Genomic DNA, 19107 nt, shown 5'->3' with positions numbered 1-19107 from the left:
AAAAAAAGAGCGGTGAAAATTTTATGTTAAAACAACAAACATCCCTTTCGTTAAGTCCTTATATGCAACTCTATGATGCGTTTATTCTAAAAGACAACTTTCTTCGTCAAATGCACGATCTTGTTGATTTTGCAATTGAAAGAAGAAATAACCTATTCTTCAGTATGTCCGTTGCGTGAAGGTTGTTATCGAGAAGGGGCCAAAACAAAATCCTATTCAATAACAATAAAATCAACAGAACATGTGGAACAAGAGGTATTCCAAGAGACAAAAGAATTTAAAGAGTTAGCCGCATCAAGATATAAAATAGAAGCAAAAAATGCAGAGCTGAAAAATAGACACGGGTATGAAAAAGCGATTACCTCAGGTCAGGTCTGTTTGGCATGAAGATGCAAGGAGCTGACACCATCTTCGTCGTTAATATGAAACGAATTATTAAGCTAATAAATGAAAAAGAGATAAAGTAGGGGCTGTATACTCAGAAAAACAAGTATAATTTCTCCCTTTTATGACGAGCATTACGCTCGTTTTTTATTTTTATTAATACGGGAGAAAAATACTACTTTTTCAGCAGTCTCTCGAAATAGGGGGCAGAGGCCATCTGTCTAGGTGGAAGGTAACAGGTTTTAATGTCTTGATTCACTCAATGTTCAGTCAATGCCCCCACTGGTTAAAGATAAAAAGGCTAGTCGTTCTCTGGTGTTGCTAGTTACAAAAATAGTTAACTTACAAGAATGCTTTAGGCTAAATCTACCCTTTTCCTCAAACCATGCCTATCTCTGTTGTTTCACATGTTTGTTAACGGTATTAAAAGCATCTCTTACTATCATCCTCCCACAGTCATTATTATTCAAAAAAAATTGCTTTTAGAAAAAAATTATGATAAGTTATAACCAATTATTCCGATAATTCATAGTTATATAGTAAGAATTAATAAGGGAGCGTAAAATGACATGGGTAGAGAATTTGTCTCTTTATTTGATAATTGGGCAGACGATTATGATCGAACGGTTTCAGGTGATGATCAAGAATATCAAGCTGTCTTTCGCCATTATGACGAGATTTTGCAAGCGGTTGTTAATCAAGTCAAAGGAACAGTATTAGAATTTGGTGTTGGTACAGGTAATTTAACTGAAAAGTTATTACAAGCTCATCATGATGTCATTGGTGTAGAGCCATCAGAAGCGATGCGGAAGAAAGCACGTATGAAGTTACCACAGATAACGATTACCAATGGCGATTTTTTGAGTTTTTCACAGCCTGAAAAACCTATAGAAACCATTGCGAGCACATATGCTTTTCACCACTTAACAGACAGTGAAAAACAACGCGCATGCTACCAATTTAATCAACAATTACCGGTCGGTGGGCGTGTTGTTTTTGCGGATACGGTCTTTGCATCACGTCAAGTGAAGGAAGAAACAATTAAACGAGCGGAACAACAATCATTTTATAATTTGGCTGAAGACTTGCGTACAGAGCATTATCCGCTCTTGTCAACGATAAATACTATTTTCATAGATGCAGGTTTCGAAATTTCGTCTAAACAAATGAATGATTTCGTTTGGCTATTGGTTGCAGAGAAAAAGAGGGAGGTTGAAGGAGATGAGTGAAAAAATGAATGTTGAAAGTTTTAATTTAGACCATACTAAGGTGCAAGCGCCGTATGTTCGTTTAGTTGGTGTGAACCAAGGTGCAAATGGAGATCGTGTCTATAAATATGATATTCGATTTAAACAGCCCAATCAGGAACATATGGAAATGCCCGGATTACATTCGTTAGAGCATCTAATGGCGGAACAAATTAGAAATCATCTTGATCATGTATTGGACATCGGGCCTATGGGTTGTCAAACTGGTTTCTATCTATCCATTTTAAATGATCATCAATATGATGAAGTCATTGATGCGCTAGCTTTAACTTTAAAAGATGTATTAGAAGCGACGGAAGTACCTGCTTGTAATGAGGTCCAGTGTGGCTGGGCGGCCAACCATAGTCTAAATGGAGCAAAAACAATTGCTAAGGATATGCTTAACAAGCATGATCAATGGCGTGTTGTTTTTGCAGAATAGGGTGAACATATGCCTTTAGTTAATCATATCCATGAAACAATAGGGAATACACCTTTAATTGAATTAAAAAGCTTTCGCCAACCTAATGGAACGAAAATCTATGCAAAATTAGAGTATTTTAACCCTGGTGGTAGTGTCAAAGATCGATTAGGGCAGGCGATTGTTGAAGATGCCTTGTTGACCGGGAAACTTAAAAAAGGTGGAACGATTATCGAACCGACCGCTGGGAATACAGGTATTGGCTTAGCGTTGGCCGCGCAGAAGTATCAGCTCCAAGTTATATTTTGTGTGCCTGAAAAGTTCAGTATAGAAAAACAAGAACTTATGAAGGCACTTGGAGCAGAAATTGTCCATACGGATTCTTCACTTGGGATGCAAGGGGCGGTAGAGAAAGCTAAGGCATTACAACAGCAATCCCCTGATAGTTATCTTCCCCAACAATTTGAGAATCCGATCAATCCGTACGCATACTATCAATCGCTAGCTCCTGAATTGTGGGGCGATCTTAATGGTGTAATTGATATTTTTATTGCCGGCGCTGGAACAGGAGGAACATTTGCTGGGACCGCAAAGTATTTTAAGGAAAAGAAGGATCAGATCAAGACGGTTATTGTTGAACCTGAAGGCTCTATTATTGGGGGAGGGAAGCCTGGTCCTCATAAAACAGAGGGCATTGGTATGGAAGTGATCCCTCCGTATATGAATGAAAATCACTTTGATGATATTTATACGGTTTCTGATCAAGATGCTTTTAACTATGTGACCGTGCTCGGTAAGCGGGAAGGGCTGTTAGTTGGGAGCTCATCAGGTGCAGCTATGTATGCGGCGGTACAAGAAGCAAAAAAAGCAGGAGCAAATACAAATATTGTGACCGTATTTCCGGATAGTAGTGAACGTTACTTAAGTAAAAAGATTTATCAAGGAGGCATATAATGCGACAGAAAACGAAGATGGTTCATGGTGGTATTACTGGAGATGAAAAGACGGGAGCTGTTTCGGTTCCGATCTATCAAGTTAGCACATATAAACAGCCTGAAGCTGGAAAGCATACCGGTTATGAATATTCACGTACAGGTAATCCGACAAGGCATGCCCTTGAAACAGTGATCGCTGAATTAGAAAATGGTAAGGCCGGCTTTGCATTTGCTTCGGGAATGGCTGCAATTACAAGTGTTATGATGCTTTTTCAGCCCGGAGATCACATCATTATTACCGATGATGTCTATGGGGGTTCGTATCGGTTAATAACGAAAGTATTAACCAAATTTAATATCAACTACACATTTATCAATACCGCTGAGTTAGCAGAAATTAAAGCAGCTATTCAACCGGAAACGAAAGCAATCTTTATCGAAACGCCAACAAATCCATTACTTAAAATAACAGATATCGAAGCAGTTGCCCAGCTCGCTAATAAGCGGGATCTGCGTTTAATCGTAGATAATACATTTGCCACACCTTATTTTCAAAATCCAATTGATTTTGGAGCAAATATTGTGATCCATAGTGCAACAAAATATATCGGAGGCCATAGTGATGTGGTGGCAGGACTGGTGGTTGTTGACTCTGAGGAGCTGGCTGAACACCTTCACTTTATTCAGAACTCAGCTGGTGCTGTTTTAGGTCCACAAGATGCCTGGTTACTGATGCGTGGCATAAAAACACTCGGCATTCGAATGGAGGCGATTGATACCAATGCACGTCAAATCGCTGAATTTCTAGCTGATCATAACCAAGTGAAAACCGTGTATTATCCTGGGCTGGAAACACATCAAGGGCATCAACTGGCTAACAAACAAGCAAATGGATTTGGTGGCATGATCTCTTTTGATGTCGGTAGTGAAGCGAATGCTGATCGTGTGCTAGCCAAAGTCAAATACTTCACTTTGGCAGAAAGTTTAGGTGCGGTAGAAAGCTTAATTTCAATTCCAGCTAAGATGACGCATGCTTCGATCCCGAGAGACAGAAGGTTAGAGCTAGGCATAGTGGATGGTTTGATCCGCATTTCTGTCGGTATAGAAGATATCAATGATTTATTAGAAGATTTAAATCAAGCCTTAAGTTAAACGAAAAAGAGCTGGGACAAAACGTATGTTTTGTTTCAGCTCCTTTTTTGTATGTGATTAAGTAAATAAAGGTTATCTAAAATATAGTCACCCCAATTTTTAATGGGATTGGTGGATGCGCTATGTGTTGTTTTTGCTTTTTAAAATGTATTTTAGCTCATGTTAATATACAATTTCAATGTATAAATATTCATTATAACCTTAAAAACAAATAAATTTATTAATAAGTATTGTATAAACATACAAAATAAAGTATAATAATTAACCACAAACAAGATCGGATTGGGAGTGTTTACAGAGATGAAAGTAGCTATTATCGGTGGAACAGGTTATGGGGCGGTGGAACTTATTCGTTTTCTGCAACACCATCCACATGTAGAGATTGCGCAAATCATATCGCACTCACAAGCGGGTGCTTTATTTTCAGACGTATACCCACATGTGAATCATATTATTGATAAGCCTATGGATACATTAAGCGTGGATGATATAGTGGCACAAGTTGAACTTGTTTTTTTCGCTACACCACCAAGTGTAAGTAGTCGTATCGTGCCTCAATTGCTAGACGCCGGGGTTAAATGTATTGATTTATCAGGTGACTTCCGCTTGAATGATCCGAATCAATATCAAGCATGGTACGGTTCAGACACAGCAGAACAAACGTATTTAGATAAAGCTGTCTATGGATTAAGTGAAGTCTACCGTGATCAAATTGCTAATGCTCAGCTCATTGCTAATCCAGGATGCTATCCGACAGCAACATTGTTAGGGCTGATGCCGATTGTCGAGCAAAAGCTGATTTCACCACATTCGGTTATTATTGACGGAAAGACAGGTGTATCAGGTGCTGGGAGAGGTACTTCTTTAACGGTTCATTTCTCGGAAATGAATGAAAATACTAGGGCTTATAAAATAGGGGAGCACAAACATATTCCTGAAATAGAGCAATATTTATCTGAAAAATCTGAACAGTGTTATCGTGTTCACTTTACGCCACATATTGTCCCGATGACACGTGGGATTATGACGACAATCTATGCAGATTTAAATCAACAGGTAACCCAGTCAGAGTTGGAAGCGATCTACCATTATTATTATCAAGAAGATCATTTTGTCCGCATGCGTACACAAGGTGGAATGCCGGCAACAAAAGAAGTGTATGGAAGTAACTATTGTGATCTCGGTATTTTTCTTGATCACCGCACTCAAAAATTAACCATAATAGCGGTGATTGATAATCTAGTAAAAGGTGCAGCCGGTCAAGCGGTACAAAATATGAACATCATGTATGGGTGGGATGAGCAGACCGGTTTAGCTTATCTGCCTGTCTATCCTTAAGGAGGTTAACACAATGAAACTAGCAACATTAACTGAAGATATAAAATTGATCGAACATGGTGATATTGCCTCTCCTATGGGTTATAAGGCGGGTGGCTTACACTGTGGAATTCGCAAGAAAAAACCTGATTTGGCGTGGCTATATTCAGAAGTGCCAGCCATTGCTGCAGGTGTTTATACAACCAATAGTTTTCAAGCGGCGCCGTTAATCGTTACGCGAGAAAGTCTAGCTGTTGAACAAAAATTACAAGTGCTTCTTGTTAATTCAGGCATTGCCAATGCTTGTACGGGAAAACAGGGACTTGACGATGCTTATGAAATGCGTGACCTCATCGCTGACAAATTTAACGTAGCCCCCCACTATGCGGCTGTCTCCTCGACTGGGTTAATTGGTGAACATTTACCAATGACTAAACTGAGACAAGGTATACGTGCAGTTGATCCGATGATCCAAACCAGTGATCAATTCGAAACAGCTATTTTAACAACAGACACGAAAGAAAAAGGCTTGGCTGTTCAGATTGAAATTGATGGTGCTCTCGTCACGATCGGTGGTGCTGCTAAAGGATCAGGTATGATTAATCCTAATATGGCGACGATGCTTAGCTTTATTACAACTGATGCGAAGGTGGATGCTGATGCACTTGACCTAGCACTAAAAGAAGTAACGAATCAATCCTTTAACATGATTACGGTAGATGGTGATACGAGTACGAATGATATGGTGTTAGTCATGGCTAACGGTCAGGCAAACCATGCGACACTTCAACCTAAACATCCGAAATGGGAGCTATTTTTACAGGCATTACAGTTTGTTTGTCAAACGTTAGCAAAAGACATTGCTAGAGATGGGGAAGGGGCTACCAAACTAATAGAAGTTCAAGTAGTGGGTACAACACATGATAAAGGGGCGAGAAAGCTCGGTAAAGCCGTTATTTCTTCCAATCTTGTCAAGGCAGCTATCCATGGTTCAGATGCTAATTGGGGTCGGATTATTACAGCGATTGGTTATAGTGGAGTTGACGTGGACCCTGATCAGGTGTCGGTTAAATTGGGCGATATTTTAGTCGTTAGCAACGGTGTTCCTGTTCAATTTGATGAATCGGAGGCGAAGGCTTATTTAATGGAGGATCACATTATCATCGGTGTGGATGTTGGTAATGGTCAAGGGCGTGCAGTAGGTTGGGGTTGCGATTTGTCCTACGAATACGTCAGAATAAACGCTTCATATCGAACGTGAGGGGGAGTTAACGTGAAAAATTTGGTTATTAAATGTGGTGGGAGTATCGTGGAACAATTGCCTGATACTTTTTATAAAAACATAGCAGCACTTGCAAAAGTAAAAGGTGTTAACCCTATTATTGTACATGGGGGTGGGCCAATGATTTCATCACAACTAAAACAAATGAACGTGGCGACAACGTTTGTTGATGGGCTGCGTGTCACAACCCATGAAGTGTTAGATGTAGTTGAGATGGTACTAAGTGGTTCGATAAATAAGCAAATGGTAAGAAAGCTGAATGAACAACAGGGTAAAGCAGTCGGTATTAGTGGTGTGGATGGTAATTTACTTTCAGCTATTCCAGTGGGAGAAACGGCGGAAATCGGCTATGTCGGTCAAGTTAAACAAGTAAATACACCGTTTATTAACACGATGATTAAGCAAGATTATATTCCTGTTATTTCTCCGATTGCTATTGGACCGCATCAACAACGTTATAATGTGAATGCGGACACGGCAGCGGCAGCTATTGCATCTGCATTATCTGCTCCACTTTGTTTTGTGAGTGATATTGATGGTATTTATGTCGGAGAAGAAGTTTTGCGGGTTGCTGATCCATCAAAAATTGAGCAGTTGATCGCCGATCAAGTCATCAGTGGGGGAATGATTCCAAAGGTAAGAGGTGCCATTGATGCGTTGGAGTCTGGTGTAACTGAAGTGGCGATTCTTAATGGAATGAACGCTAATAGTATTACTCAATTTATTGATGGTGCAGCTGTTGGTACACGTATTTATTTAAAGGAGGTCGCTCATGCCTAATAAAGAAATGATCATTGATGACTATACAGCTAATCTCATGCCAACATATAATCGTTTTCCATTAACATTGACAAAAGGAAGCGGGAGTTATGTTTGGGATGAACAAGGGGCTAAATATTTAGATTACACATCAGGGATTGCAACTTGTAACCTTGGGCATCGCCCACCATATGTGCAAGCCGCACTAGTTGATCAACTGGAACAGCTATGGCATTGCTCAAACCTTTACCATATTCCAAGTCAACAGCAGTTAGCCGGTAAGCTAGCGGAAAATAGTTGTTTTGATCAAGTATTCTTTTGCAACAGTGGAGCCGAGGCCAATGAAGCGGCATTGAAGTTGGCACGACGATATGCTGTCGATGTAAAAGGAACAGACCAGTATGAAGTGGTGACATTTTCACAGTCCTTTCACGGACGGACGTTGGCAACTTTAGCTGCTACTGCTCAAGAAAAAATCCAACAAGGTTTTGCACCTAAAATGCCCGGCTTTCGTCATTTGCCATATAACGATAGCGATGCATTGAATGATTTAATTAAACCGGAAACGACAGCGGTTATGTTGGAGCTTGTGCAAGGCGAAGGTGGTGTGATTCCAGCTCAAAAGGCATGGGTAGAGCAGTTAGTGGCAATTTGCCGCGCACACGATGTGCTGATTATTGTTGATGAAATTCAGACTGGGATGGGGCGAACAGGGACGCTGTTTGCCTATCAACAATATGATTTTGAACCGGATATCGTCACAGTTGCCAAAGGTCTTGGCTCGGGATTTCCTATTGGTGCTATTCTTGCAAAAGCGCATGTTGCCAAGGCTTTTTCTCCAGGTACGCACGGCTCTACTTTTGGAGGTAATCCCCTTGCCACAACAGCTGGTCTCGCTACATTGGAAACTTTACTGGCACCCTCATTTTTAAGTGATGTCCAAAAGCATGCGGCTTATTTCAAAACAAAGTTGCAACAATTAGCCGAACAAGCCGATGCAATTATTGATGTTAGAGGAACAGGTTATTTATTGGGGCTGCAAATAAACGGAGCGGCGATTGATTATGTTAACAAGGCAAGAGAATTCCATCAGTTGCTAATCCTCGTAGCAGGACCGAATGTGATCCGTATTTTACCACCGTTAACAACGTCTGTTGAAGAAATGGATCAGGTACTACACATTTTAACTGAGTTATTTAACTGACTCAACTTTCTCATCTAAGATAGCATAAGGGTAATCCTAATATTAAATACAAGCGTTGCCTTTGAATATAGATTTTCGATTGATTATAAACCTTTTGTTTTAGACGCGTAGGTGGGCTACTCCCACAGGCGTCTACACATATCTCATATGCTAAATAGTGCTTTATTTCGTGCGGCTGGACTTGACTCGAAAGCTAGTTGAGTTTGCACGAAAAGTGAGAAATTCGCACGAAAGCTGGTTACGTTCGCATGAAAATTAGTTACGTTCGCACGAAAGTGAGTTGCGTTCGCAGGAAAAGAGAGGAATTCGCACGAAAGCGAGTTGCGATCGCACGAAAAGTAAGAAATTCGCATGAAAATTAGTTGCGTTTGTACGCAAAATGGAGAAATCGCATTCAGTATGAACCCCCAGTCTAAGTGGAGATAAGCAAGAGGTGAGACTTCTGCGGGAATAGGATGAGCGGAAGATCCACTTTAGAAGCGCTCTTAGCTTCTAAACCCGTTAGCTGAAGCCATCCCCGCGAAAAGCGAATCCCTTGCTTTTCGGAACGAAATAACGTGCTAAACGTCCGCGGCACATCCATGCAGAAGTAATGTCAACAAGCCTATTGAGCACGATCAAGGTTGAATGACTATTTTCAGTGTGCGAAAGTTGAGTAACTAACTAGAACGTTATTGACAACAATCTTGTAAATCAGTATACTATCTCAGTAATGGAAATATATTTTCCGATTATTTATCGGGAGAGGTTCTTAGCTTAAACCCTCTATAAAAAACTAAGGGCATATGACGTGATAACGAACCATATCCTTAGTGGGTGTGGTTTTTTAGTGCATAAGGAAGCGGTCGTATGATGTGATCGTAACCTGAGGCCAGTAGACAGTGAAAGGAGACGTGTAAAATGGAGCAACGTCAGCAAGGTGAATTAACAGATTTATCACTACTAGGAAATCAAGAGACAACATATAACTTTGACTATACACCGGAAGTGCTTGAGACATTTGATAATAAGCACCCGAATCGGGATTATTTTGTTAAATTTAATTGCCCTGAATTTACCACATTATGTCCGAAAACAAATCAGCCAGACTTTGGCACGATCTATGTTAGTTACATTCCTGATCAAAAAATGGTTGAAAGTAAATCATTTAAACTTTATTTGTTTAGTTTCCGTAATCATGGGGATTTTCATGAGGATAGTATCAATATTATTATGAATGATCTAATTGAATTGATGGAGCCAAGATATATTGAAGTATGGGGGAAATTCACCCCGCGCGGTGGTATTTCTATTGATCCTTATTGTAATTATGGTAAGCCAAATACGAAATATGAAGAGATCGCAACACATCGTATGCTGAATCACGACTTATACCCAGAAAAAGTTGATAATCGCTAATGAGGGTTAGCGAAGAGGCCTCCTAAATATAATGAAGGAGCGATAAAAGTGTTTATTTATTTAAATGGTTTATTTGTTGGTTTATTAATTTTATCTAATATTCTTTCAGTAAAATTGTTCAGCGTGGGTGAATTTATTTTACCAGCTGCAGCGATTGTTTATGTTGTCACTTACTTAATTACCGATGTGATTGGTGAAGTTTATGGCAAAGATGCTGCCATGAAAACAGTAAGAGCCGGTTTCTTCACCCAAGTTGTTGCTTTATTTTTTGTTTTAGCGGCTATTCATTTACCAGCTGCAGAAGCCTTCGGGATGCAAGCGGAATTTGAGGCAATATTAGGTGGTAGTTTCCGTGTAATGTTTGCTAGTTTATTCGCCTATATCATTAGTCAGCACATCGACGTATCGGTCTTCCATCGTTTGAAACAAAAGCATGGGACAAAAAAATTATGGCTTAGAAATAATTTATCAACAGCATCTAGTCAACTTATTGATACAGCCATCTTTATTATCATTGCATTTATAGGTACTGTTCCTACAAACGTCTTGATCTCAATGATTGTTACACAGTATGTTTTTAAATTTATTGTCGCCGTAGCCGATACCCCGTTCACATATCTTCTTGTGAAATGGGCGCGTAAAGAGAACCCAAATGACCTTTATACACCTGAGGTTAAAGCAGGTTAAGAAGGCTCTTAAACATATAGATTTAAACCGTCAACAGGCACTTATTTAAAATAAGTGCCTGTTTTAATATCACAAGGTATAATGGAATCAGAATCAGTTAATCGTGCAAAGAAAGTTTTGTACAATAATATATGGAGAGGTGATCAACATGGACGCAAGCTTTAAAGCTTATCAGTTAGTTGAAAAAAATGGTCAAGTCGAGGGTCAAGTAAGGGCATTGACGATAAGAGATTTGCCTGAAGGTGAAGTTCTCATTCGTGTACATTACTCGGGGATTAATTACAAAGACGCCTTGGCGAATATGTCAGATAGTCCAATTGTAAAGGATTATCCTATGATTCCTGGTATTGATCTTGCTGGAGAGGTTGTTGAGTCGAGTGATGATCGTTTTTCGACAGGGGATCCTGTTATTGTAACCAGTTACGATTTAGGTGTTAGCCATGATGGAGGATATAGCCAATATGCACGAGTAAAAGCGGAGTGGGTGCTTCCTCTACCTAATGGATTAACATTGAAGCAAGCGATGGTATTAGGTACTGCTGGATTAACAGCTGCGCTTTCAATTGATCAGTTGCAAGCCCACAACGTCACACCAGATCGAGGAAATGTCTTAGTGACAGGTGCTTCTGGTGGTGTCGGCAGTATTGCGACAGCGATGTTAGCTAATCTTGGTTATCATGTCGAAGCGAGTACAGGAAAAGACGAAGCGCATCAATGGTTGTCTGATCTTGGTGCTACAACAATCATTGATCGAAAGGCAGTTACAGGCGAAAAACGTCGTTCTATTGATAAACAAACTTGGGCGGGTGCTGTTGATCCGGTTGGAGGAGAAACACTGGCTTCGATTATTAGTAAATTAAAATATAATGGAGCTGTCGCTGTTAGTGGGCTAACAGGTGGTGTTAAAGTCCCGACTTCCGTTCATCCATTTATATTACGAGGTGTACACTTAATTGGGATCGATTCTGTGTTTTGTCCAATGGATGTTAGAAAAAAAGTATGGCAACGTATGGCGACAGACCTTAAGTTAACAACCAAACAGTTCCAATCGATTACAAATCAAGAAATTACTTTAGACGCATTAAGTGAATCACTACCAACGCTATTAGAAGGCAAAGCGCAAGGAAGAATCATCGTTAATCTCTTGTAAAATCAGTGAATGTGGTTGATATGCAAGTAGCAGTGGAGATTTGAGACGGTATGTGAATAATGAGAATCAGATAGAAAAGGACAATACCGAAGTTTTGCCATGTGTGGTGGGGTGCTTGTCTGCTCCACCACATTTGGACTCAATAAATGCTTAAAGTTAAGCGGAGAAAGTGTGTATTGGTATTACTTGTCATCAAACTCTAGATCCACTTTCTCAATTATTTCATTGTCTGCATCTCGTAATATCAGTGTAGCACCCGTTAAGGGCTGTTCTTCTAATAGAAAATAAAACATGTTATGCACAACGTTCACTTCAAATATTTCTGCGGTTAATTTTTCACCTATTTGGTTTACCAGTTCAAGTTTTGAGACGCGATGATGTATAGGTCCTCTTAAGATGAAATAGTCAGCTAGTGAAGTAGCTTCCCATAAGATTAGGCTATCTTCTAATATAATAAAGTTACTATAGCCATTAATAGCCTGCCAGCCAAACATTGTTTTTTCTAACTCTACCAAACCATAATGTGGTTGAGAAGGATATCCCCATCCATAAAAAGCAAGCGCATGATTATTGTCAATAAACTTAAATTGATAACCTTCTAAATCGCTTTGTATTAAATGCGTTAGCTCTTTTTCTATCAATTTCTCATCATTTTGCATTATAAAATAATACAAGCAACTTATAATACTAAGAATGACTAAAAATAATATGAAAAGCTTCTTCTTATTAGACATTACGCTTATCCCTCCACTAATATGATCGCAATTATTCAATCCCTAACGCGATAAGTAATTGTTTAAAATGTAATTTGTTGGTAACTCCAGTTAGTATATAATCATAAATATGTTGGCCATGTAAACTAAAATTTTCTGGAACGTCCTCTGCTTTAGCTATCATATTATCAGCTATCTCATCATAAATTTCCCAATCGTGATCAAGGGCTTTTCCTACTTCATCCCAATCTGCAGATTTTATAGCATCTTTAGGGTAATTAAACGTCGGATGAAAATTAGCTATTGCCTTCCATCTACTTAGTAACTCATCTGTATATGAGGTAGCGTTAAGAATAGGGAGAAGCGAATCATGGTTGACTTTATAATCTATATCTAGCCTTAACTTAAGCGCCAATTCGTGCTGCTCAAATAAAAATTCCTCGCTTTGGCCTGAGTGATTATAGACAATAAAGAAGGTGATTAATAAGATGAAGATAAAAATAAAATTTCTTTTTTTGTTAATTTTCATTACGTTTACTCCTCATATTGGTATAATTCACCTGCTACTAGTTCCTCTGCAGTTTGACCCTCTGGCAAAATACCTCCTAGAATATAGTCGGATATGGTCAAATCTAAATCAATTAGTTCTTTATTGTAAAATAATCCAACTTCTAGCCAGTCTTTATTGACCACCTCTTCTTGTGGGTAAGGAAGCTCTGGATTTAAGGAATTTAGTTCTTTCCAACGACTTATGATTTCATTCGTCATATCTGTTGGTACAAGCTTAACGTGCAAAGCTTTTCCATGCAATCCTTCACCGTGTGTAACAATAATTTCAGTATTGAGCGTAGATGCTACTATTTCTGCAGACTTTTTTGTAACTTCTATTTTAATTTTTTCTTTCCCCGAATAATAATCATTTACCGAACTTAATGTTTCATAACCTGCACTTAATCTCTTGTCAACACCAACAATTGTACTTGGAAGAATTTCTTTAATTTTCATAGCTATGAATCGATTGTTATAATTATTCTCGTATTCAATTTGGATAGGTTACACTTAGTTGGACAGATTCGTTAAGGTCATATAAACTTGATTCAATAAATGTCGGAGGAGATTTAATTATGACTAAAAGAGAACGAAGAACATTTTCCAAAGAATTTAAAGAACAAATTGTCCAACTGCATGCTTCAGGTAAACCTAGAGCTGAGATTATCAAGGATTACAAGCTAACACCTTCTGCCTTTGATAAGTGGGTTCGCCAACATAACACAACTGGATCTTTTGAAGAGAAAGACAATAGAACTCCGGAACAGGAGGAGTTAATTAGACTTCGTAAAGAAAACCAAAAGCTTTCGATGGAGAATGATATTTTAAAGCAAGCCGCGCTGATCATGGGACGAAAGTAGATGTGATTCGAAATAACCGTCACAAATACTCGGTATCAGCAATGTGTGACGTCCTGCAACTTCCAAGAAGTACTTACTATTACGAAGCTAAAATCCGTGATGATCAAGAGGAAGAAGAATTAACAGAACTCATTATAGATATCTTTAAAAAGAACCGAAGTGTATATGGTCAGCGAAAGATCAAAAAGGAGATTCATAAGAAAGGCGGGCAAGTTTCACGTCGCCGTATTGGACGAATCATGAAGGAACAAGGGCTTGTCTCCAAGTACACCATTGCTCAATTTAAACCAAAGAAAACAACTGTCAATGCGTCTAAAATTGGAAATACATTGAATCGAGAATTTGATCAAGATGAAGCATTAAAGGTTATTGTGAGTGATTTAACATATGTTCGTGTACAACAAAAATGGCATTATGTTTGTGTATTGGTAGATTTATATAATCGAGAAATTATCGGCCACAGTGCTGGTCCTTATAAGGACGCAGCTTTAGTTCAACACGCCTTTGCGACAGTTAAGTACAACTTAAATTGTCTCGAATTGTTCCACACCGATCGAGGGAGTGAGTTTAAGAATAAGCCTATTGATGAGGCTTTAGAAACATTTGGTATTGACCGATCATTGAGTAACAAAGGTACACCTTATGACAATGCAGTAGCTGAAGCAACATTTAAAACGATTAAAACAGAATTTGTATATGGTAGTGTTTTCTCAAGTCAGGAAGAGCTTAATCTGGAGCTTTTTGATTATGTGAATTGGTTTAATAACATCAGAATTCATGGATCCTTAGATTATTTAACGCCTACCGAATATAAGCGCAAGCACCAAGTAGAGATAAGCACTCTTTAGCAGAGAAACGTGCACTTTACTTGGAGGGGGCGGGCAGGATAGCCTTGGTAACTGAGCCGGATTTTTTGATGTATCTGGTTTCCTAGCGCGAAATCTTGCCCATAGACCGACAGTCAAATGACAACATGTAAGCACCAGCTTCCAAGAGAGTGGTAGAATTTAGAGCGCCACAAATAAGTTCATGTTCCTTTAAAAATTTGTTCAGTTTTGTGTTGACATACCAATTAATGTTTCTTTTTCATTGAGGATGTATTGAGAGAGTGCGTTACTAGAGTAATAATAACTTATTTCTAACTCGTTTAAAGTTAGCGATAAGTTATTACTATTAATAAATTGCTTTCTTGTAATATTGATCCTTTCTGGAGATATATCCATCAATAATTTTGATTTTAGTAGAAGATATCCATGTTTTTTTTCAAAAGATAATTGATCTACTTTCAAATAAATTTTCTCTTCGTTTATAAATTCTAGATTTAGACCTTCAAAAATTTCTTGATATTTATTTAACATAGATAAATAGCTTTTTAATCTAACTAACTGTATGTGATTAATGTCCAATGCTTTATTATCTTTCCCGCTATACAAATAGGCTTCAATAAGAGCTATTTCAGTAATTAACGTTTCTTCAGAAACAAGGACATTATAGTTCAAATGAGATTGAAGTTCATCTACATTTTGTTCTGTTAACATGACAATAAGAGCGTTAATTTGATCCCTTTTCTCATCTGTTAAATAGTGATTTTGCAAATACTGATACAATAGCTCTTGTTCAGAAGATGTCATGGGAACTCCTGCCTCCAACTTTGCTAAAATTTAGCAAAGAGAGCATCATCAGAAAAAACAGCTTCTTGTAGGCGTGTTAAATTCAATTTATCCAAATTCGCTCCACCTGACCCTAACTCCTCAATAAACGCATCCATTGTCGCATTTAAATTGGACAAACCTTGCGTTACTTGCTCAAATCCCTCAGCTGCGTTCTTATCTGCACTCACCATGCCATTCAAAAATTCTTAACTGCATTTTTTTCCATGTCCGTTTCTATATTAACCCTATCATATATTCCCCCATAGCTTCTTGAGAACTGAGCTTGCCTTTCATTCCACGCTTCTGCTACATCCTCATATTCCTGTAGACGTTGGCTTAATTCATCACGATCCGCATTGTAATTTCCCATGTAAGATGCTCCCCTTTATGATTAAGTTTGCGTGTATGGATTGATTAGGTGATTTATTCGATATAAAACAAACCTTCAATTCGTGTGCGGAGGGCTACAGGACGGAGGTCATGCAGACGTGGGCACAGGACGTGTCGGTTTTAGTCTATGAACTTACCCACCCCACCAACTGAGGAACACAAGCTAACGTCTTCGCGTCCTGCGAAAACGCTTGTGTGACCAACATCCTGTTGCCCCGAGTGAATCAGGACATTCGCTTCCGTTAAACGGGAGGTTAACTGTGCTAAACACACCCTTCCATTATACAGGTTTAATGGTTAATTTTTGAATATGACTAAAGTAGGGAAGTTTTACTCATTAAAACATCAGAGGGACAAAAGGTCTAGGACCATCACATATAAACGCACGCACTATTTTGTCAATAAATAAATTCTCTCTATACGGAATGCTTAGTATCATTCATTATCTACTTGAATTAATGGTTAACTTGTATGGACTTTTTAATATTTTAATTACAATAAACAGTCATATTACAATAATATAAGCTTATACATCTATAAAATAAGCTTTTTTAAGCTGTGAAAAAATAAAAAAATATATAAATTAATATTGATTGTACGTACAAATTATATTAATATGAAATTAAGAAGTGATACATCCGTACAAGAAATAACAAATGGGAAGGTGTTGATTGAATCATATGCTTGATAAATTAAAAGAACAAGTGTTAGCAGCGAATTTAGCGTTACCAAAGCACGAATTAGTTACTTTTACGTGGGGTAATGTAAGCGGTTACGAAAAAGAATCTCAATTAGTCGTAATTAAGCCGAGTGGCGTTCCTTATGAAGAGATGTCGGTTGACGATCTTGTTGTTGTAGATTTGGACGGACATATTGTTGAAGGCAATAAAAATCCATCTTCTGATACACCCACACACTTAGTCTTGTATAAGTCTTTCCCTAATATTGGAGGGGTCGTTCATACCCACTCACCGTGGGCAACAAGTTGGGCGCAAGCAGGAAAACCTATTCCTGCACTTGGAACAACCCATGGTGACTATTTCTATGGAGAAATTCCGTGTACAAGAAAGATGACAGAAGCTGAGATTAACGGTGATTATGAGCTAGAAACGGGACATGTAATTGTTGAGACATTTAAACAAATCGATGTTGATGCTGTTCCAAGTGTACTTGTTCATAGCCACGCCCCATTTAATTGGGGGAAAGACCCGGCTGAAGCCGTCCATAATGCAGTGGTTCTTGAAGCGGTTGCCAAAATGGCATTAAGAACCTATCAAATCAATCCAAATACACAGGATATGCAACAAACATTATTAGATAAACATTACTTAAGAAAGCATGGTAAAAATGCCTATTATGGGCAATGATTTTTGTTTATATAAAGATAAACGACGTCTGGAGGAATGGATATGTTAAAGATAAAACCTTACCAGTTTTGGTTTGTTACAGGGAGTCAGCCTTTATATGGGGAAGAGACCATATTAGAAGTTGAAGCGAATTCTAAAAAGATTGTTGAAGGGCTGAATGGAGCGGGTGTGTTACCGTATCCAATTAAATTTAAACAAGTGGTAACCACCGCTGATAGCATCCACCGATTAGCATTGGAGGCAAATGCCGATGAAGATTGTGCAGGTGTGATCACATGGATGCATACCTTTTCGCCAGCCAAATCATGGATTGCTGGTTTAAAAGCTTTGCAAACACCGTTACTTCATTTGCATACACAGTTTAACCGTGATGTACCATGGGAAACGATAGATATGGATTTTATGAATACGAATCAAGCGGCTCACGGTGACCGAGAATATGGGTTTATCGGTACACGACTAGGATTGGGTCGGAAAGTTATTGTCGGTCATTGGGAAAATCAACATGTGATTAATCAATTAGCAACATGGATGAAAACGGCCATTAGTGTTAAAGAAGGAACGCGTATCCGTGTGGCACGATTTGGTGACAATATGCGGAATGTTGCAGTTACAGATGGAGACAAAATTGAAGCCCAAATTAAATTTGGCTGGACCGTCGACTATTATGGTATTGGTGATTTGGTTGAAGAAATAAATCAAGTATCAAGTGAAGCATTAGAACAGTTGTATAAAGAGTATCAATCACTTTATCACCTTCCTGAACAGGCTAGTGAACATGGCCCGATTCGAGATGCAATCCTTTATCAAGCAAAGATTGAATTAGCATTAAAGTCGTTTTTAAGTAAAGGTAGCTATAATGCGTTTACGACAAACTTCGAAGATTTGCATGGGATGAAACAGTTGCCAGGTCTAGCCGCTCAAAGGTTGATGGCACAAGGTTATGGTTTTGCTGGTGAGGGAGATTGGCGCACCGCAGCCCTTACGCGATTAATGAAAGTGATCTCAGATAATAAGGCAACGTCATTTATGGAAGATTATACGTATCATTTAGAACCAGATAATGAAATGATTTTAGGATCGCATATGTTAGAGATTTGTCCTACTGTCTCGGCGACAACGACAAAACCTAAGATTGTTGTAAATCCACTCGGAATTGGTGGTAAGGAGGATCCGGCTCGTCTTGTGTTCGATGGCAAAGCTGGAGAAGCGATCAATGTATCACTTGTTGAATTGGGCGGTCGCTATCGCCTAATTATAAACGAAATTAAGGCGGAAGAACCGAAAATAGACACGCCACATTTACCGGTAGCTAAAGTATTGTGGAAACCTGAACCTTCATTGAGTGAATCTGCCACAGCTTGGATTTATGCAGGTGGTGCGCATCATACGGTCTTATCTTTTGAAGTGTCAACAGAGCAACTTGTTGATTTCGCCGAGATGGTAGATATCGAGTGTGTCGTCATTGATAAAGACTTGAACTTACGCCAATTTAAAAATGAATTAAGATGGAATGAAATAGCATTTAGAAAATAGCATTAACTTGAGGTGCCCGAGATCAAATGAGATCTCGGGTTTTTCTATGGGAATTTAACGAATAAACCTGGTGTCAATGAAGAAATTAAAAGTAACTAGTATAA

20 protein-coding genes, 1 pseudogene and 1 riboswitch are annotated in these 19107 nt (G+C 38.7%); of the genes and pseudogenes, 15 read left to right on the top strand and 6 right to left on the bottom strand.

Annotated elements, in window-relative coordinates; genetic code table 11:
- Nucleotides 1-165: 165 nt before the first annotated feature.
- The 12 genes and pseudogenes from B494_RS19850 to B494_RS0104470 form a co-directional block, all read left to right on the top strand.
- Nucleotides 166-467: pseudogene (locus B494_RS19850) on the top strand (transposase); the annotation flags it as partial.
- Nucleotides 468-953: 486 nt separating this feature from the next.
- Nucleotides 954-1613, top strand: coding sequence for a class I SAM-dependent DNA methyltransferase (locus B494_RS0104520; RefSeq protein ID WP_017471184.1), 660 nt, complete (start codon nt 954-956; stop codon nt 1611-1613).
- Nucleotides 1606-2073 (top strand): S-ribosylhomocysteine lyase, encoded by a 468-nt coding sequence (locus B494_RS0104515; RefSeq protein WP_017471183.1) that lies wholly within the window; start codon nt 1606-1608, stop codon nt 2071-2073. The genes B494_RS0104520 and B494_RS0104515 overlap by 8 nt, the downstream gene beginning before the upstream one ends.
- A 9-nt stretch (nt 2074-2082) precedes the next feature.
- The gene (locus tag B494_RS0104510; protein ID WP_017471182.1) at nt 2083-3006 is read left to right on the top strand and encodes a PLP-dependent cysteine synthase family protein; all 924 of its coding nucleotides are present in this window, start codon (nt 2083-2085) and stop codon (nt 3004-3006) included.
- Nucleotides 3006-4139, top strand: a complete 1134-nt coding sequence (locus B494_RS0104505) for a bifunctional cystathionine gamma-lyase/homocysteine desulfhydrase (protein WP_017471181.1) — start codon at nt 3006-3008, stop codon at nt 4137-4139. Before B494_RS0104510 ends, B494_RS0104505 begins: the two co-directional genes overlap by 1 nt.
- A gap of 300 nt (nt 4140-4439) precedes the next feature.
- Nucleotides 4440-5477 carry an N-acetyl-gamma-glutamyl-phosphate reductase gene (argC, locus tag B494_RS0104500; RefSeq protein ID WP_017471180.1) on the top strand — a complete coding sequence of 346 codons (1038 nt, stop codon included), beginning with the start codon at nt 4440-4442 and terminating at the stop codon, nt 5475-5477.
- A 13-nt stretch (nt 5478-5490) separates the two neighbouring features.
- Nucleotides 5491-6717 carry a bifunctional glutamate N-acetyltransferase/amino-acid acetyltransferase ArgJ gene (argJ, locus tag B494_RS0104495; protein ID WP_017471179.1) on the top strand — a complete coding sequence of 409 codons (1227 nt, stop codon included), beginning with the start codon at nt 5491-5493 and terminating at the stop codon, nt 6715-6717.
- A 12-nt stretch (nt 6718-6729) separates the two neighbouring features.
- Nucleotides 6730-7518 carry an acetylglutamate kinase gene (gene argB / locus B494_RS0104490; protein WP_017471178.1) on the top strand — a complete coding sequence of 263 codons (789 nt, stop codon included), beginning with the start codon at nt 6730-6732 and terminating at the stop codon, nt 7516-7518.
- A complete protein-coding gene (locus tag B494_RS0104485; protein ID WP_017471177.1) occupies nt 7511-8701 on the top strand; it encodes an acetylornithine transaminase in 1191 nt (396 codons plus the stop codon). The genes argB and B494_RS0104485 overlap by 8 nt, the downstream gene beginning before the upstream one ends.
- Before the next feature lie 738 nt (nt 8702-9439).
- Nucleotides 9440-9486: riboswitch (PreQ1 riboswitch) on the top strand.
- A gap of 115 nt (nt 9487-9601) precedes the next feature.
- A complete protein-coding gene (queF, locus tag B494_RS0104480) occupies nt 9602-10099 on the top strand; it encodes a preQ(1) synthase (RefSeq protein WP_017471176.1) in 498 nt (165 codons plus the stop codon).
- A 48-nt stretch (nt 10100-10147) separates the two neighbouring features.
- Nucleotides 10148-10786, top strand: coding sequence for a queuosine precursor transporter (locus B494_RS0104475; protein ID WP_017471175.1), 639 nt, complete (start codon nt 10148-10150; stop codon nt 10784-10786).
- Between the two features lie 148 nt (nt 10787-10934).
- Nucleotides 10935-11936, top strand: coding sequence for an acrylyl-CoA reductase family protein (locus B494_RS0104470; protein WP_017471174.1), 1002 nt, complete (start codon nt 10935-10937; stop codon nt 11934-11936).
- A gap of 182 nt (nt 11937-12118) precedes the next feature.
- Here the strand turns inward: B494_RS0104470 and B494_RS0104465 are convergent, their stop codons facing one another.
- From B494_RS0104465 to B494_RS0104455, 3 genes are read right to left on the bottom strand one after another with little or no spacing between them, the layout of a single operon-like run.
- Nucleotides 12119-12670, bottom strand: a complete 552-nt coding sequence (locus B494_RS0104465) for a hypothetical protein (protein WP_017471173.1) — start codon at nt 12668-12670, stop codon at nt 12119-12121.
- Between the two features lie 31 nt (nt 12671-12701).
- Entirely contained in the window at nt 12702-13178 is a 477-nt protein-coding gene (locus B494_RS0104460; RefSeq protein WP_017471172.1) for a hypothetical protein, read from the bottom strand.
- Nucleotides 13179-13183: 5 nt separating this feature from the next.
- Entirely contained in the window at nt 13184-13654 is a 471-nt protein-coding gene (locus tag B494_RS0104455; RefSeq protein WP_017471171.1) for a hypothetical protein, read from the bottom strand.
- A gap of 119 nt (nt 13655-13773) precedes the next feature.
- Between B494_RS0104455 and B494_RS0104445 the strand changes: the two genes are divergently transcribed.
- Nucleotides 13774-14906, top strand: a protein-coding gene (locus tag B494_RS0104445) for an IS3 family transposase (RefSeq protein ID WP_144032157.1) whose coding sequence is annotated in 2 segments (ribosomal slippage) — nt 13774-14023 and nt 14023-14906 — 1134 coding nt in all. Because the reading frame shifts where the segments join, the coding sequence is not laid out codon by codon here.
- Between the two features lie 201 nt (nt 14907-15107).
- On the opposite strand, the gene B494_RS0104440 is transcribed toward B494_RS0104445, so the two are convergent.
- The 3 genes from B494_RS0104440 to B494_RS20945 are packed head-to-tail and all read right to left on the bottom strand — an operon-like array spanning nt 15108 to nt 16080.
- The gene (locus B494_RS0104440; protein WP_017471168.1) at nt 15108-15689 is read right to left on the bottom strand and encodes a hypothetical protein; all 582 of its coding nucleotides are present in this window, start codon (nt 15687-15689) and stop codon (nt 15108-15110) included.
- 23 nt (nt 15690-15712) lie between these two features.
- Nucleotides 15713-15910, bottom strand: coding sequence for a hypothetical protein (locus tag B494_RS0104435; RefSeq protein WP_033193469.1), 198 nt, complete (start codon nt 15908-15910; stop codon nt 15713-15715).
- A complete protein-coding gene (locus B494_RS20945) occupies nt 15907-16080 on the bottom strand; it encodes a hypothetical protein (RefSeq protein WP_017471166.1) in 174 nt (57 codons plus the stop codon). The genes B494_RS0104435 and B494_RS20945 overlap by 4 nt, the downstream gene beginning before the upstream one ends.
- A gap of 700 nt (nt 16081-16780) precedes the next feature.
- Here B494_RS20945 and araD point away from each other — a divergent pair.
- Together araD and araA are read left to right on the top strand one after the other, a co-directional pair.
- A complete protein-coding gene (araD, locus tag B494_RS0104425) occupies nt 16781-17467 on the top strand; it encodes an L-ribulose-5-phosphate 4-epimerase (protein WP_026065147.1) in 687 nt (228 codons plus the stop codon).
- 42 nt (nt 17468-17509) lie between these two features.
- On the top strand, nt 17510-19003 hold the full coding sequence (gene araA / locus B494_RS0104420) for an L-arabinose isomerase (protein WP_017471164.1): 1494 nt from the start codon (nt 17510-17512) through the stop codon (nt 19001-19003).
- Nucleotides 19004-19107: the final 104 nt, after the last annotated feature.

Origin of the sequence: Amphibacillus jilinensis Y1 (assembly GCF_000306965.1) — a bacterium.
Lineage (GTDB): Bacteria > Bacillota > Bacilli > Bacillales > Amphibacillaceae > Amphibacillus_C > Amphibacillus_C jilinensis.
Note: the sequence above shows the minus strand (reverse complement) of the source record. Positions and strands in the feature narration are given on the sequence as shown.